The organism is Hymenobacter terrigena, from assembly GCF_054776515.1.
Map to the genome: position 1 here is coordinate 1,589,064 of NZ_BAAHBU010000001.1, position 13,597 is coordinate 1,602,660.

Annotated in this window: 15 protein-coding genes; 10 read left to right on the plus strand and 5 right to left on the minus strand. The window is 64.4% G+C overall.

Features of this window, described 5'->3' with window-relative positions; genetic code table 11:
• Positions 1–24 precede the first annotated feature (24 nt).
• Entirely contained in the window at positions 25–216 is a 192-nt protein-coding gene (locus tag ACYU7Q_RS06545) for a hypothetical protein (protein WP_460608626.1), read from the minus strand.
• Between the two features lie 81 nt (positions 217–297).
• On the opposite strand from ACYU7Q_RS06545, the gene ACYU7Q_RS06550 reads away from it, so the two are divergent.
• The 3 genes from ACYU7Q_RS06550 (at position 298) to ACYU7Q_RS06560 (ending at position 4,020) form a co-directional block, all read left to right on the plus strand.
• Positions 298–1,401 carry an acyl-CoA synthetase family protein gene (locus ACYU7Q_RS06550; RefSeq protein ID WP_460608627.1) on the plus strand — a complete coding sequence of 368 codons (1,104 nt, stop codon included), beginning with the start codon at positions 298–300 and terminating at the stop codon, positions 1,399–1,401.
• Between the two features lie 4 nt (positions 1,402–1,405).
• Positions 1,406–2,260 carry a DUF481 domain-containing protein gene (locus ACYU7Q_RS06555; protein ID WP_460608628.1) on the plus strand — a complete coding sequence of 285 codons (855 nt, stop codon included), beginning with the start codon at positions 1,406–1,408 and terminating at the stop codon, positions 2,258–2,260.
• Positions 2,261–2,379: 119 nt separating this feature from the next.
• Positions 2,380–4,020, plus strand: a complete 1,641-nt coding sequence (locus ACYU7Q_RS06560; protein ID WP_460608629.1) for a S1C family serine protease — start codon at positions 2,380–2,382, stop codon at positions 4,018–4,020.
• 87 nt (positions 4,021–4,107) lie between these two features.
• Here the strand turns inward: ACYU7Q_RS06560 and ACYU7Q_RS06565 are convergent, their stop codons facing one another.
• The gene (locus tag ACYU7Q_RS06565) at positions 4,108–4,806 is read right to left on the minus strand and encodes a hypothetical protein (protein WP_460608630.1); all 699 of its coding nucleotides are present in this window, start codon (positions 4,804–4,806) and stop codon (positions 4,108–4,110) included.
• A gap of 151 nt (positions 4,807–4,957) precedes the next feature.
• Between ACYU7Q_RS06565 and ACYU7Q_RS06570 the strand changes: the two genes are divergently transcribed.
• From ACYU7Q_RS06570 to ACYU7Q_RS06595, 6 genes are read left to right on the plus strand one after another with little or no spacing between them, the layout of a single operon-like run.
• Positions 4,958–5,398 (plus strand): ABA4-like family protein, encoded by a 441-nt coding sequence (locus tag ACYU7Q_RS06570; protein WP_460608631.1) that lies wholly within the window; start codon positions 4,958–4,960, stop codon positions 5,396–5,398.
• Between the two features lie 40 nt (positions 5,399–5,438).
• Entirely contained in the window at positions 5,439–6,293 is an 855-nt protein-coding gene (locus tag ACYU7Q_RS06575) for a hypothetical protein (protein WP_460608632.1), read from the plus strand.
• Between the two features lie 33 nt (positions 6,294–6,326).
• On the plus strand, positions 6,327–7,004 hold the full coding sequence (locus ACYU7Q_RS06580; RefSeq protein WP_460608633.1) for a hypothetical protein: 678 nt from the start codon (positions 6,327–6,329) through the stop codon (positions 7,002–7,004).
• 42 nt (positions 7,005–7,046) lie between these two features.
• Positions 7,047–7,712, plus strand: coding sequence for a hypothetical protein (locus ACYU7Q_RS06585; RefSeq protein WP_460608634.1), 666 nt, complete (start codon positions 7,047–7,049; stop codon positions 7,710–7,712).
• A 22-nt stretch (positions 7,713–7,734) separates the two neighbouring features.
• Complete coding sequence (locus ACYU7Q_RS06590; protein WP_460608635.1) at positions 7,735–8,763, plus strand: sensor histidine kinase; 1,029 nt, start codon at positions 7,735–7,737, stop codon at positions 8,761–8,763.
• Positions 8,764–8,772: 9 nt separating this feature from the next.
• A complete protein-coding gene (locus ACYU7Q_RS06595; protein ID WP_460608636.1) occupies positions 8,773–9,594 on the plus strand; it encodes a LytR/AlgR family response regulator transcription factor in 822 nt (273 codons plus the stop codon).
• A gap of 38 nt (positions 9,595–9,632) precedes the next feature.
• Here the strand turns inward: ACYU7Q_RS06595 and ACYU7Q_RS06600 are convergent, their stop codons facing one another.
• The 3 genes from ACYU7Q_RS06600 to ACYU7Q_RS06610 form a co-directional block, all read right to left on the minus strand.
• Complete coding sequence (locus ACYU7Q_RS06600) at positions 9,633–10,436, minus strand: LytR/AlgR family response regulator transcription factor (RefSeq protein WP_460608637.1); 804 nt, start codon at positions 10,434–10,436, stop codon at positions 9,633–9,635.
• Between the two features lie 170 nt (positions 10,437–10,606).
• Complete coding sequence (locus tag ACYU7Q_RS06605; RefSeq protein WP_460608638.1) at positions 10,607–11,719, minus strand: sensor histidine kinase; 1,113 nt, start codon at positions 11,717–11,719, stop codon at positions 10,607–10,609.
• 135 nt (positions 11,720–11,854) lie between these two features.
• Complete coding sequence (locus tag ACYU7Q_RS06610; protein ID WP_460608639.1) at positions 11,855–12,559, minus strand: hypothetical protein; 705 nt, start codon at positions 12,557–12,559, stop codon at positions 11,855–11,857.
• Positions 12,560–12,792: 233 nt separating this feature from the next.
• On the opposite strand from ACYU7Q_RS06610, the gene ACYU7Q_RS06615 reads away from it, so the two are divergent.
• Positions 12,793–13,452 carry a porin family protein gene (locus ACYU7Q_RS06615; RefSeq protein WP_460608640.1) on the plus strand — a complete coding sequence of 220 codons (660 nt, stop codon included), beginning with the start codon at positions 12,793–12,795 and terminating at the stop codon, positions 13,450–13,452.
• The last annotated feature ends 145 nt before the right edge of the window (positions 13,453–13,597 follow it).

Sequence of the window (13,597 nt, forward strand, 5' to 3'; positions counted from 1 at the left end):
ATGGGAGAATTGTCTACGAAACCGCTAATAGCTGAACCCGATGGCGTGCAGGCACGCGCACCAGCTGAAAAAGTACCGTCGGTCTTCCTGCTTGCGCTGCTTTTTGATGGCTTTGGCGCGGGCCTTGATTTCGGACAGCTCAAAGCTGCGGACTTTGGGGGGCGGGCTGCCGGCTGCGGGAGCCACGACAGTGGCAGGTTGCGGGTGGGATTGCATGGCGCTGAGGGAGTAGTGTATTGTAATAATACGGAATTTGTGTCGGAAAGTCAAGCCGGCCGCCCGGCGTACTTTCGCGCCATGCCTGCTACCCTGCCCACTTCCCTCCTGCTCAACGGCCGCGAATACGCCTACGCCGCCATTCGTGAATACCCTGCCCAGCTTGATGCGCCCGTAAACGGCTACGAAGCTAAGGTGCTGGATTTTATCCGGCAATGGCTGAATGGGACGCAGGAATTCACCCTCACCACGTCGGGCAGCACGGGGCCGCCTTCGCCCATCGTGCTGCGGCGGCGGCAGCTGGAAGCTTCGGCCCGCCGCACCGCCGATTTCTTCGACCTCGGCCCCGGCGACCGGGCGCTGGTCTGCCTCAACTGCGAGTACATCGGGGGCATGATGATGCTGGTGCGCGGGCTGGAGCGCAATATGCACCTCACCATCGTGGAGCCGCACGCCGACCCGTTTGCCTACGTGGCCGAGGACGCAGAATTCGACTTTTCGGCCTTCGTGCCCTTGCAGTTGAAGGCCGTGCTGGCGGCCGGCCACGCCGCGCGGCTTGATAAAATGAAGTCGTTTCTGATAGGTGGCGCGCCGGCCGATGCGGCGCTGCAACAGGACTTGCAACCGCTGAAAGCCGCCGCGTGGCTGACCTACGGCATGACTGAAACGTGCTCGCACGTAGCCTTGCGCCGCCTCAACGGGCCGCACGCCACCACCAGCTTCCGCGTGCTGCCGGGCATTGCGGCGGGGCAGGACGAGCGTGGCTGCCTCACGCTGCGCGGCGACGTGACCGACGACCAGCTCATCACCACCAACGACGTGGTGCAGCTGAACGCCGACGCGCACACGTTTGAGTGGCTGGGCCGGGCCGATTTCGTGATAAACTCGGGCGGCGTGAAGGTGCCGGCGGAGAAAGTGGAGCTGGTGCTGGATGTGGCGCTGGCCGAAATTGGCGCTTCGCGGCGCTGCTTCGTGGCCGGGCAGCCCGATGAGCGGCTGGGCCAGGTAGTGACGGCTTTTATCGAAGGAAAGGCTTTGACGGAAGCCCAGGAAGGCGAGCTCAAAACCCTGCTGGCGGCCCGGCTAGGGCGCTACGAGCAGCCCCGGCACTTCATCTACCTGCCCGAATTTCAGATGACGGCCACGGGCAAGCTCAACCGGGCGGCCACGCTGCGCACGCTGTAGCTTGATGAAAATTCGGAGTTTTTTCGGTTGGTTGATTTGCTTGCTGGGGCTGCTGGCCAGCCCGGCGGCATGGGCGCAGGAGCCGGACTCGACCGGCACGGCCGCGCCCGATTCGGCGGTGGTGAACAGCGTCGGCAGCATTGCGCCACCGCCGGCCGGGCTGCCTTCGGCCGAGTTTGAGACCTACAATGTGGACGGCACCGGCGTGCGCTACACGGCAGCTCTCACCGGCATTTACACCACGGGTACGGTGGAGCGGGTGTATTTCAGCACCAGCCACACGGGCGGCTTCACGGCGGGGCACTGGCAGTTTCCGGCGGCCCTGAGCTACAGCTACGGCCGACAGGACGGGGCGCTGCGCGAGCGGGAGCTGCTGCTGCTCAGCACGCCCGACTACCGCATTGGCCGGTGGAAATTCTACGCACTGGGCGAGTTTGAAACCAGCAACCTGCGCGCCATCGACCGCCGCGTGGTGGCGGGCGGCGGCGTGGGCTACCAGCTCTACACCGACACCCTCAGCAACGAGGCCGCCGTGAGCTCCTTCCTGCTCAATGAGCGCACCGACTACAACGCCGAGCCCGATTTTTCGCGGCACGTGGTGCGCAATTCCACCCGCCTCAAGCTACGCCTGAACCGGGGCGTGTTCAGCGCGTCGGAACTGTTTTTTTATCAGCCCAGCCTGCGCGACCCGGGCGGCGACTACCGCCTGAACAGCGCCACCGTGCTGGCCTTTAAACTATACCAGCACCTGGCCCTGAACCTGGCCTACTCGTTTTCCTACGAAAGCGTGGTGGTGCAGAGCCGCAGCCGGGCCAACGGCACACTCTCGGTCGGCTTTGCCTACTCGTCGGGCAAGTGAATGTAGGAATAGGAATTTTTTGGTAGTAGTATTGAACCGAATTTGCACAAATGCGCACTTTTCGCAATTCATTTTCTGGTCCTTTTTAGTCAATTCTCCACACGTTTACCGGGTACTTAATGAAAAAAACCTCTACTATCGTCCTCAATGGCACCATTATGGGGGCGCTACTGCTGCAAAGCTGCGCCACCGTAATCAGCACCCCGTTTCAGTCGGTGAAGGTGAGCGGGCAGCCTGACGGCAGCACTTACTTTGTGAATGACAAAGAAGTGAAAGCCAAAATCAAGGCCACTGGCACCTACATCCGCCTCAAGCGCAGCAAAAGCGCCGAGGTGAAGGTGAAGCACGCTGGCTACAAAGACTATAGCGAAGTAGTGTACCCCGACCGCGGCAATCCGGTGGTGTACCTCAACTACCTGGGCCTGGCCGGCACGCTCTACGGCCTGGGCAAAGGCATTGAAACCGTGAACGGCGAAAGTAACATCAGCCCGGTGACCACCTACGGCTGGCTGGCCTCCATCGGCGGTTACTTCGTGGACCTGGCCAGCGGTTCAAACCACCGCCTCAACAAAAGCGAACTGACTCCCAGCATGGTGCGCATGCCCACCGCCGTGGCCGGCAGCCAAACGGTGCAGTGCGGGGTGATGAACGTACGCATCAAGGGCGGCGAAAAGATGGGCAACATCATCATCGCCAAGGAGCCCACCGACATCCTGTACTTCGGCAAGTCGCTGGATTTCGACGCCGACCACCTGAAGGCCGACGTGAACGGCAGCCTCAAAGACCTGGGCTACACGGTGCCCACCAGCGAGGGCCGCAGCATGTTCTCCACGGGCACGTCGTCGCGCTACACACTACAGGGTGAAATGCGCGACTTGAAGTACGACATCTACGCCACCAACAAGTACGAGGCCTACGCCAAGTTTGAGACGCACTGCGCAGTGGAGGTGACCTGGAAGCTGGTGAACCAGAACCGCAAAACCGTATTTGAGCAAAAAGCGGCGGGCAAAAGCATCAAGTTTGAGAAGGGCGGCAACGCGGCGTTTGAAGACGCGTTCGAGAACTCGCTCTACGCCTTCATGGCCAACAAGGAGGTGAGCGACGCGCTGGCCAAGGCTAGCGGCGGTGCCCCCGCCGGAGCCGCCGCCGACAACGAGCTGGCGCCCATTGCCGTGCACCGCGCGGCGCTGAGCAAAGCCACGGCCGACAACGGCGTGAGCACGGCCGCCAAAAGCGTGGTTATCGTGGAAACCTCGGACGGCCACGGCAGCGGCTGCATCATTTCTGCCGACGGCTACATCGTGACCAACGCGCACGTGGTAGGCGATGACGCGCAAGTGAAAGTGCTGATGGCCGACGGCCTGACCGCCAAAGGCCAGGTGGTGCGCGTGAACCCCGAAATGGACCTGGCCCTAGTGAAAATCGACACCGATGGCCTCGTGGCCTTCCAGGTGCCCAGCACCAGCGCCGCCGAAATCGGGGCCGACGTGTTTGCAATCGGCACGCCCGCCGACAAGGAGCTGGGCCAGACCATCACGAAGGGAATCATCAGCGGCCGCCGCAAGATTGAGGGCCACTCCTTCCTGCAAACCGACGTGAGTATCAACGGCGGCAACAGCGGCGGCGCCCTGGTGAGCCACGGCGGCCACCTGCTGGGCATCGTGAACGCCAAGCTGGTGGGCCGCGGCATCGAGGGCATCGGCTTCGCCATTCCGGCCGAGCAGGTGGCCGATGCGTTGCAGCTGAAATTTATCGACTAATTAGGGGCGGCCCCAAAGCCACACCCGAAAACGCCCAACGGCCGGTTGCTCAGCAGGAGCAGCCAGTCGTTGGGCGTTTTGGCGTTTTTAGGGGCGCATGTTGGTTTGGGTGAAGAGCGGCTCCTTGTCCTTCATCACCTTGAATAATTCGCCCAGAAACAGGTTGGCGCGCAGGTAGAACACCGGGCCGTTCAGCTCTTTCTGGATAGCCCCGGGCACGAACACCGGCTGCCGCCAGCCCAGGCCCGTGCCCGCGCCGCCCCAGCGAAACACGCGGTACTGGGCGGCCAGCGTGGGCTCCACGATGCCCATGAACTCGCGCGGGGTTTTGTCGGAGACGCCGTTATCGGCTTGGTAGAGCACATAGGCCGAGCCCAGGCCCAGCTGAAGGTTGGCGCTGAGCTCCCAGCGGCGGTTTTCGAGCAGCACGTAGCCGGCGTAGGCAGCCAGGTAGCGGAAGCGGATTTCGGCGTCGGCGTCTTCGGCGGCGTTGTCGGGCTTGGCCTGGCGCGAGGGCACGCCGGTGCTCAGAAAGTAGATGGCCGCGCCGGTGCGGAACCGGCTCTTGAACTCGATGCCCAGCTTGAGGCCGTTGATAGTGGTGAGGTGGTGGTTGAGGATGGAGTAGCGCGAGTCGTACTGCACCACGAAGCGGTTGTGCGGCAGGCGCAGGATGTTGGGCCGGCGCACCACCGAGTCGGGCCGGGCCGGCGCCACGGCCTGCGCCCACGCGCCCGCCGGCAGCAGGCCCACACTCAACCACACAAAACGCAACAACCGGAGCATAGCAAACCAAAAACCGACCAATGGCAAAGGTCGGGAATTTCACCCGGCCACAACCGCCGCTTCGCCCGGTTGTTTGGCCGCTTCGCCCCGAAACGGCTGGCGCCCCCCGGGGTTGGCCGCTAGCTTTGACCAACTTCTTCGCCCTGCTCCTATGCTCACGCCCGATTTCCTGTTTTCTCTGGCCAGCCCCGTGGCCCTGCTGGGCTGGGCCTTGCTGGTGCTGGCCCCGCGCTGGCGTGGCACCCGCGCCGTGGTGCTCAGCGGCGCGCTGCCCCTGCTGCTGGCTGCGGCTTACGCGGTGCTCATTGCGGCGCACTACCTGGGGCCGCACGGCGGCGAGGGCGGTTTTGGGTCGCTCGATGAGGTGGCGGCGCTGTTCCGCAACCGGTGGGCGCTGCTGGCCGGCTGGGTGCACTACCTCTGCTTCGATATGTGGACCGGGGCCTGGGAGCTGCGCGATGCCCAGCGGCGCGGCGTGCCGCACCTGCTGCTGGTGCCCTGCCTGCTGCTCACGTTTATGTTCGGGCCGGTGGGGCTGCTGCTGTATTTCGGGGTGCGCAGCCGGTATCCGGAGCCCGCCGGAGACGCCTGATAATTGCTGGTTCAAATCCCTCCATTTAGTGCCTACGCCCATGAAAACCACCTTGCTTTCGACGGCTGATTTTTCGCCACTGAGCACCCTTGCGCCTGCCGCCAACACCGTGGGCGATGCCCTGCGGCTGCTGCACCGCGTGAACCCCGTGCTCTCCTACACCGGCTGGCTGAACGTGGCGCTGGCCGTGCTGGCCCTAACCCTGCTGCCCTTCGACCAGCGCCACGTGACCGGTGCCCTGGTCTGGCTCAAGCCGCTAAAATTCGCGCTGTCCATCACCGCCTTCGTCTGGACGCTGGGCTGGCTGCTGGCCGATTTGCCGGCTTCGGCCCAGCGCAGCGTGCAGCTGCTGAGCTGGGGCGTGGCCGTGAGCATGGTGGTGGAGCAGGCCGTGATTTTTACCCAGGCGGCGCGCGGCACCACCTCGCACTACAACAATTCCTCGGCGCTCAACGCCGTCCTGTTCGGGCTGATGGGCGTGTTTATTCTGGTCAATACCCTGATGACGGTGTGGGCCCTGTACCTGGCCTGGCGCTACCAGCCGTTTGGGCCGGCGGGCTACGTATGGGGCCTGCGCCTGGGGCTGCTGGTGTTTCTGGTGGGCTCGGTGCTGGGCGGTTTCATGATTCATAACCAGCAGCACACGGTGGGCGCGCCCGACGGCGGCCCCGGCCTGCCCGGCCTGGGCTGGAGCACCCGCGCCGGCGACCTGCGCGCCGCCCACTTCCTGGGCATGCATGCCCTGCAAGCCCTGCCCCTGCTGGGCTGGGCCCTGAGCCGCTGGGCACCGCAACAAGCCACCGGGCTCACCTGGGCCGGGGCGGCGCTGTATGCCGGGGCCGTGGCCGGGCTGTTTGTGCTGGCCATGGCGGGCCGGCCGCTGTGGGCACTATAATGAAAATCAAGCCTTCTAATTCTTGTTTCAGTTATGCGACTGCTGCTGTGGGGAGCCCTGTTCCTCGCCTGGGGTACAGCCCTCACTCGTCCCCTTTCACTCCGCCAGCCTTCGGTGCCAATCGATGCTTTTACCGAACGGCTGATGCCGCTGGCCAGCGCGGTGCAAACGCCTGCCGTTGGCTCCGCAGCCCTGTTGCGCGCGGTGCAGCAACTGGCGCTGCTGCCTGCCGCCTCGGCCGCTTTGGGCTGGCTGCCGCGCTACTACCAGGCTTATGCCTGCATCCGGCTGGCGCTGCTGGCGGCACCGGATGCCCCGCGGCAGACGGCGTACCTCGACCAGGCCCAGCACACCCTGGCGCAGGCGGCCGCGCCCACACCGGCCGGCGCGGCCGAGCTGCTGGTGTTGCAGGCCTACCTCTACCAGATTCGCCTGACCACGGCGCCCTTCACGCAGGTCCTGCATTATTCGTCGCTCACCCGCAGTACCCTCGACCGCGCCCGGCAACTGGCCCCGGATAACCCACGGCTGTATTTTGTGCTCGGCAACGACGACTTTCACCGTCCCCGGCTGCTGGGGGGCGGGGCCGCCGTCGCCCGGGCCAGCTACGCGAAAGCCGAGGCGTGTTTCCGGGCTTTTCGGCCCGCCACTCCGGCGGTGCCCACCTGGGGCGCGGCCCAAACGCAGGCCGCAATGGCGCGTTGCCAGTAGTTAAAACCCCTCCCTTCGTCCACCTTTTTCTGCTCGCTTGTCATGGAAACCCTGCATCGCCTCAACATTCTGGTGCACATACTATTCGGAACGCTGGCGCTGCTGGTGGGGCTTGTGCCCATTGTGACGACCAAGGGCGGACGCACGCACGCGCGGTTCGGGCGCTGGTTTTTGGGGCTGAGCACGGTGGTGCTGGCCACGGCGGTGCTGGGGCTGGCCGTGTTCAACTTCCGGCCGTTTCTGGTGGTTATTGTGCTGCTGAGCGTGTATCAGGCGTACTCCGGCTACCGCGTGCTGCTCACCCGCGCCACCGGCCCGACCCGGCGCGATGTTCTGTTTTCGGCGGTGTTCCTGCTGGGCGGACTGGCTTTTCTGCTGGCGCTGCCGCACATCCATCTGGTGTGGTCGCCCGTGGTGATGTACAGCACGCTGGGCGCGCTGCTGGCCATGACGGTGTACGACCTGAGCCGGCCCTGGTGGCGGGCGCGGTGGCGGCGCGGGGCCTGGCTCTACGAGCACATCTGGAAGATGATGAGCACCTACGCCGCGCTGCTGTCGGCCTTTACCGGCACGGTGCTCGAAGCGTATAAGCCGTACAGCCAGTTTCTGCCGTCGCTGCTGGGGTCGGCGGTAGCGGTGGGTTTTATGGGGTATGTGTATCGGCGGCGGCGCAGGCACGCCGCTGCTTTTTCGGCAGCCGGTGCGTAAAGTCCAGTACCTTGGCCGGCCTATGAATGACCGTCGCTTTCTGCTGGGAGGCATTCCGCTGTTGAGCCTGCTGATTGCGGCCTTCGACCTGCCCGCCGGAGTGCATAGCTGGCCGGTGATGCTGGCGCACTGGGCCATCTCGCTCTACTTCACCACCGGGTATTGGCTCACCAACCGGCAGCTGTGGCGGGCGCTGCTGGCCCGCTTCCCCCGCCCCGAGCAGACGCCGCGCCGCCTCTGGCTGCTGGCGGGCCTGGCGCTGCTCGTCACCACGGCCGCTTCGGTGGTGCTTTTTCTACCCATGCACTGGCTGCTGCCCAGCTATTTCGAGCTGTCGTTGAGCTTCCTGGCGAAACAAACCAGGTTCAGTCTGGTGCCCACCACCGCCGTGCTCACGCTCTACGAAACCATGTATTTCTTCGAGCAATGGAAGGCCAGCCTGGGCCGCGCCGAGGAGCTGGGCCGCGCCCAAAACCAGGCCCAGCTCGAAGCCCTGCAAAGCCAGCTCGACCCGCATTTTCTGTTCAACAACCTCAACACGCTCTCCGCCCTCATCGAGCCCGGTAACGCCCCGGCCCAGCGGTTTGTGGAGCAGCTGGCCGACGTGTACCGCTACGTGCTGCTGGCACAGGGCCGCGCCACCGTGCCCCTGGCCGAGGAGCTGGCCTTCATCGAAACCTACCTGGCGCTGCACAAAGCCCGTTTTCGGGACAATCTGCGGGTCGAAATCGGCATTGCGCCCGCCGCGCTGGCCCGGCACGTCGCCCCGCTCAGCGTGCAGCTGCTGGTAGAGAATGCGCTGAAGCACAACGTGGCCTCGCGCGAGCACCCGCTGCACCTGCGGCTAACCGTTGCCGCCGATGCGCCGGATATTTTAGTGGTCGAAAACACGCTGCGGCCCCGCCAGGCTGGTTTTGCGCCGGGCACGGGCACCGGCCTAGCCAACGTGCGCCGCCGCTACGCGCTGCTGGGCGCGGCGAAAACCGTGGAAACCAGCGCCACCGACGGCAAATTCGTAGTAAAGCTGCCCCTGCTACCGGCCCAGAGCTAACCCGCCACCATGACCGTTCTCCTCCTCGAAGACGAGTACCCCGCCGCCGAGCGCCTCCAGCGCCTGCTGCTGCAAGCTGCGCCCGAGGCCCGGGTGCTGGCCGTGCTCGACACCGTGGCCGGCGCCCTGGCCTGGCTGGCCGCCCACCCCGCCCCCGACCTCATCCTCAGCGACATTCAGCTGGCCGACGGCCTGAGCCTCGAAATCTGGGAGCAGGCCGTGGTGCCCAGTCCGGTCATTTTCACCACCGCCTTCGATGCTTATGCCATCCGGGCTTTCCAGGCCCACAGCGTGGCATATTTGCTCAAGCCGGTGAAGCTGGCTGAGCTGCAAGCCGCCCTGGCCAAACTGCGGCAATGGAGTGAGTTGAGTCAGTTAAGAGTTAGGAGTGAAGAGTTAAGAGTTGATTCGGTTGATGCTTCCGGCCCAACGCTTAACGCTTCACCCCTAACGCTGAACTCCATCGAGCAAATGCTCGATGCCTTGCGGCCCTACAAAACGCGGTTTCTGGTGCGGCAGGGCGAGCAGCTGCTGCCCCTGCCGGTGGCCGAAGCCGCCTGGTTTCTCAGCCGCAACGAAACCGTGACGCTGGTAGCCACCGACGGCCGCCGCTTCGTGCTCGACCACACCCTGGAGCAGCTCGAAGGCCTGCTCAATCCCGCTCAGTTCTTCCGCCTCAACCGCCAGGTGATTGCGCAATTGCCGGCCGTGCGCCGCCTGCACCCGCATTTCGGCGGCAAGCTGGTGGTGGAATTATACCCCGCCCCGGCCGAGGAAATCCTGGTGAGCCGCGAGAAAGCCCCCGCCCTGAAGGCCTGGCTGGAAGGGTAGCTTTTGCCTTGTCATGGCGCGCGCAGCAATGACAGTAACTACCTATCCAGCCAGCTCTTGAACACGTTCACCTTCTCCCTACTCACCAGCACCTGGGCATCGGGCGCGGTGGGCTTGAGCACGGTTTGCAGGCGGGAGTTGGTGTAGTGAATGATGTCCTGAATGGCCGACTGCTGGGCCAGGTAGGCGCGGTTGAGCCGGAAAAAGCGGCGCGGGTCGAGCAGCGTTTCGAGCTGGTCCATCGTGTAATCAACCACGAACTTGCGGCCTTCGGTAGTTTGCAGGAAGGTGGCTTTTTCGAGGCTGAAGAAGTAGGCAATCTGGTCGAGCGGCACCACTTTCAGGTGCTCGCCCACGCGCACCACAAACTGGGTTTTGTAGCTGGCGGCGGCGGGCGCGGCGGTTTGCTGCATCTGCTGCATGAGCTGGGCCAGCAGCGCAGGGTCGAAAGCCGGCACCAAAGCGGCAGCCGGCGCGGCGGGCAGGCGTTGGCGGAGCTTGGTGAGGGCCGCGGCCAGCTCGTCGGCATCGATGGGCTTGAGCAGGTAATCCACGCTGTTCACCTTGAAGGCTTGCAGCGCATAATTGTCGTAGGCAGTGGTGAAGATGACCGGACAGCGCACCGCCACCTGCTCAAAAATCTCGAAGCTTAGGCCATCAGCCAGGTTGATGTCGAGAAACAGCACATCGGGGTCGGGGCCAGCTTGCAGCCGCTGCACCGCCTGCGCCACCGATTCGGCCGTGCCGAGGAGTTCAAGCGGCTCGGGCTGGCGGGCTAACATATCGGCTAGGCGGCGGGCGGCGAGGGGTTCGTCTTCGACGATGAGAGCGCGAATGGGCATTGGGAAGGCAAGCGACGGAGTAATTGAAACCCAAAAGAACGTCATGCCGAGCATAGTCGAAGCATCGGGTGTGGGGCACAAATCAATGCTGTTTCAACGATTGATTTATTGCTACACGCGGGATGCCTTGGCTGTGCTCGGCATCCCGCACGTTCTTTTAATACCGGCTTCTACAGCACCAACAGCGGCAGCGTCACCACAAATTCGCCGTTTTCCTCGCCGCTCACCACGGGCTTGTCCGTCAGGAAAGCGTAGCGGGCGGCCAGGTTGGCCAGGCCCCGGCCCGACGACTCGCCCGGGGCCAGCCGGCGCGGGCGGCGGGTGTTGCGTACCATCAGGGTGTGGGCGGCGGGGTCCAGCGTTACGTGCAGGTGCAGCGGGTCGGTCTGGTAAGCGGCGTTGTGCTTTAGCACGTTTTCGAGCAGCAATTGCAGGGCCAGCGGCGGCACATAGTACGGGGCCACGGCGGCGGGCGGCAGGTCCATTTCCACGACTAGCGCATCGCCGAGACGGGTTTTCTGGAGGTACAAATAGCTTTCGGCAAAAGCAATTTCATCGGCCAGCGGCACCAGTTCTTTGTTTTCGCTGTCGAGCACGTAGCGGTACACCTGCGAGAGCTGCCGGATGAAGCGCACGGCGCGGGCGGGGTCGTTTTCCTCCACTAGCGAGGTCAGCGCATTCAGCGAGTTAAACAGGAAGTGCGGGTCGACCTGCCGGCGCAGCGAATCGAGGCGGGCCACGGCGGTTTCCTTTTCGAGGCGCTCAACGCGCACCGTGGCCTCGCGCCAGCCCAGTAGAAAGGAGCGCGAGTGCATGAACAGGGAGATGATGACCGTCATTACCAGCGGGGCCAGCACCTGCCCGGCCACGTTGTGCCGAAACGGAAACAAGGGGCCTTTGTGCCATAGCACCACGGTAATGAACTCGCCCATCAACAGAATCACCGAAAAAGAAGCCAGCACCGAGGCCCCCACCGTGAGCAGCAGGCGGCGCATGGGCCGCTCCGTCCAACCCTGGTGGCGATTCAGCCAGTCGCCGGTGTAGCCATTGGCCAGCCACAGCCCCACAAAATACCCCAGCGAAATGGCAAAGCTGATGGCGTAGTTCACCGGGTGCAGCCAGGGCTGGTGCTCGTTGGAGAACGCGAAGCCAGCCGTGCCCAGCAGTATCCACCAGCGCCGCTTCCAGATGCTGCGCAGCTGCGAGGGTTCGGTGGTCGTTATCCAGGGCTGGGCAAGGGGCGGGTGGGGCGGCAGCACGGCGGTAGGCGGGCAAGTTTCCATCAAAGTAAGGGGGTGGGAGGCAAGAACGAATTACATAGAAGGTCATGCAGAGCACAGCGAAGCATCTTGTAGAAAGTCATGCTTCGCTGCGCTCTGCATGACCTTCTGTCCAGTTCCCGCCCCTATCCCGCGCCCCTACTTAGCAGCTGTCGTGGTGGCCGGCTCGTACTGCTTCATCCGGCCTTGCAACTGGCGCTGGCCCCAGTTGGGTACCAGCGGGCCGGCGGGCACGAAGGCAGCGAATTTGACCTGGGCCTGCTCGTAGAGCGGCTTGGCGGCCTCGGCCCCGCCGCCGAACATCTTGGGCGTGTAGTACACGTTGTTGGCTTCTACCAGGTAGGGGCGCGGGTTGGCGGAGTTCAGGGCCTGGGCTTTGGCCACGGCTTCGCCCACCATTTCGGAATATTTCTGCGCGCGCATCATGGGCGAAATGCCCAGGCGGGCCTGATAGGCGTAGGCTTGCAGCGTGAGCAGCTCCGACTCGTCGCCATGCAGCTGGCGGGCCTGGGCGAGGGCCGCCTCAGCCTGGTCGAGGGTTTTGTCTTTGGCATCGCCGTCTTCCTTGCTCTGAAATACATTCATGACCAGTGCATAGGCTTGGTAGTAGCGGGGCAGCCAGTCCTTGGGGGCTACGGTGGCGGCGCGCTCAAACTTAGCGGCCACGGCTTTGAGGGCAGCCGGGTCGCCGGTACTCATCAGCTCGGTGATGGTGGCAGCCATCATCGTAGTGTAGGCATCGGCGGGTGCGGCGGCCGGCGCTACAGCAGCAATGGGCTGCGACTGGGCGCAGGCGACAAGTGAAGCGGCGGCGAAAGCGAGCGTAAGGACGAGGGTTTTCATGGTACTGGGCTTGGGGTGATGGTGAAAGTTGGTTTGCCGTGGTTGATGATTCAAAGGTGGCGGCAGGCCGGGCCGGGGGAAAATGGGTGTTCCCGAAGCGTCGGATGAAGCGGATGAAGCGTCGGCCGCAATAGACGAGCGGATAGCGCGTTCCCTTACCAAACCAGGCGGCGGCCGTGCAACCTTGTGCCCTCCGGCAGCCTCATCTTCCCATACTTCCTTTCCTCCAGCTCATGCGTTTTCTACGTTTCGTCTTCGGCGGCCTGCTGTTGGCCACCACCCTCCCCGCCCGCGCCCAAACCCCGGCCGACGCGCCCGCCCCGCACCGCTTCTACGTGGGCCTGGGGGCCTACCACAGCAATTACCAGAACCTGGCCATGCGCTACGGCGACACCGGCTTTCGGGTGCCGGTGCAGCTGGTGGCCGGCTACCAGCTGTGCCCCCGCCTGGCCCTGGAGGTGGGCGCGGCCTACAGCGGCCGCAGCAGCGCCACCACCTACGATGGCGTCGCTTACACCACGGCGGGCACGCCATACTACTACCAATCCAGCACCACGTCCACGTTGCGCACCACCACGGCGTCGGCTCTGGCCCGCTACGCCCTCACGCGCCAGCCCCACCGCCTGCAGTTCGACGTGCTGGGCGGCTTCGGGCTGGTGCACACCGACAACTATTACCGCAGCACCAATACCCTCTCGGGCAGCCCCCAGACCGCGCCGTTTTCCCAGCGCCGCGCCTCCAACAACTGGCTCCTCACCGCAGGCCTGGCCGCGCGCTACCGCATTAGCCCGAGTGTCGAGCTCAACTTCGACATCGCCACCAACCGCGACCTCACTCGCCCCGACTTCATCGGCAGTAGCGCCCTGGGCCTGCGCTACCGCTTCGGGAGCTAGCGCCAACGGCTCGCCACGCAAAAGCGGCCGCTCCCACATTGGGAGCGGCCGCTTTTTACATAACGCAGTGAGGCCGGTCGCGGCGGTGTTGCTCAGCTCCAGGTTGGCTTTGCGGGCGGCGTAGCGCGTTACGTCGTCGGTGGCT

Bases quoted from the DNA above. Each gene is read 5' to 3' on its own strand.
- ACYU7Q_RS06570 (WP_460608631.1), top strand. From the start codon at position 4,958: ATGCTCACGCCCGATTTCCTGTTTTCTCTGGCCAGCCCCGTGGCCCTG.
- ACYU7Q_RS06550 (WP_460608627.1), top strand. From the start codon at position 298: ATGCCTGCTACCCTGCCCACTTCCCTCCTGCTCAACGGCCGCGAATAC.
- ACYU7Q_RS06545 (WP_460608626.1), bottom strand. From the start codon at position 216: ATGCAATCCCACCCGCAACCTGCCACTGTCGTGGCTCCCGCAGCCGGC.
- ACYU7Q_RS06595 (WP_460608636.1), top strand. From the start codon at position 8,773: ATGACCGTTCTCCTCCTCGAAGACGAGTACCCCGCCGCCGAGCGCCTC.
- ACYU7Q_RS06575 (WP_460608632.1), top strand. From the start codon at position 5,439: ATGAAAACCACCTTGCTTTCGACGGCTGATTTTTCGCCACTGAGCACC.
- ACYU7Q_RS06580 (WP_460608633.1), top strand. From the start codon at position 6,327: ATGCGACTGCTGCTGTGGGGAGCCCTGTTCCTCGCCTGGGGTACAGCC.
- ACYU7Q_RS06565 (WP_460608630.1), bottom strand. From the start codon at position 4,806: ATGCTCCGGTTGTTGCGTTTTGTGTGGTTGAGTGTGGGCCTGCTGCCG.
- ACYU7Q_RS06605 (WP_460608638.1), bottom strand. From the start codon at position 11,719: ATGGAAACTTGCCCGCCTACCGCCGTGCTGCCGCCCCACCCGCCCCTT.
- ACYU7Q_RS06610 (WP_460608639.1), bottom strand. From the start codon at position 12,559: ATGAAAACCCTCGTCCTTACGCTCGCTTTCGCCGCCGCTTCACTTGTC.
- ACYU7Q_RS06585 (WP_460608634.1), top strand. From the start codon at position 7,047: ATGGAAACCCTGCATCGCCTCAACATTCTGGTGCACATACTATTCGGA.
- ACYU7Q_RS06555 (WP_460608628.1), top strand. From the start codon at position 1,406: ATGAAAATTCGGAGTTTTTTCGGTTGGTTGATTTGCTTGCTGGGGCTG.
- ACYU7Q_RS06600 (WP_460608637.1), bottom strand. From the start codon at position 10,436: ATGCCCATTCGCGCTCTCATCGTCGAAGACGAACCCCTCGCCGCCCGC.
- ACYU7Q_RS06590 (WP_460608635.1), top strand. From the start codon at position 7,735: ATGAATGACCGTCGCTTTCTGCTGGGAGGCATTCCGCTGTTGAGCCTG.
- ACYU7Q_RS06560 (WP_460608629.1), top strand. From the start codon at position 2,380: ATGAAAAAAACCTCTACTATCGTCCTCAATGGCACCATTATGGGGGCG.
- ACYU7Q_RS06615 (WP_460608640.1), top strand. From the start codon at position 12,793: ATGCGTTTTCTACGTTTCGTCTTCGGCGGCCTGCTGTTGGCCACCACC.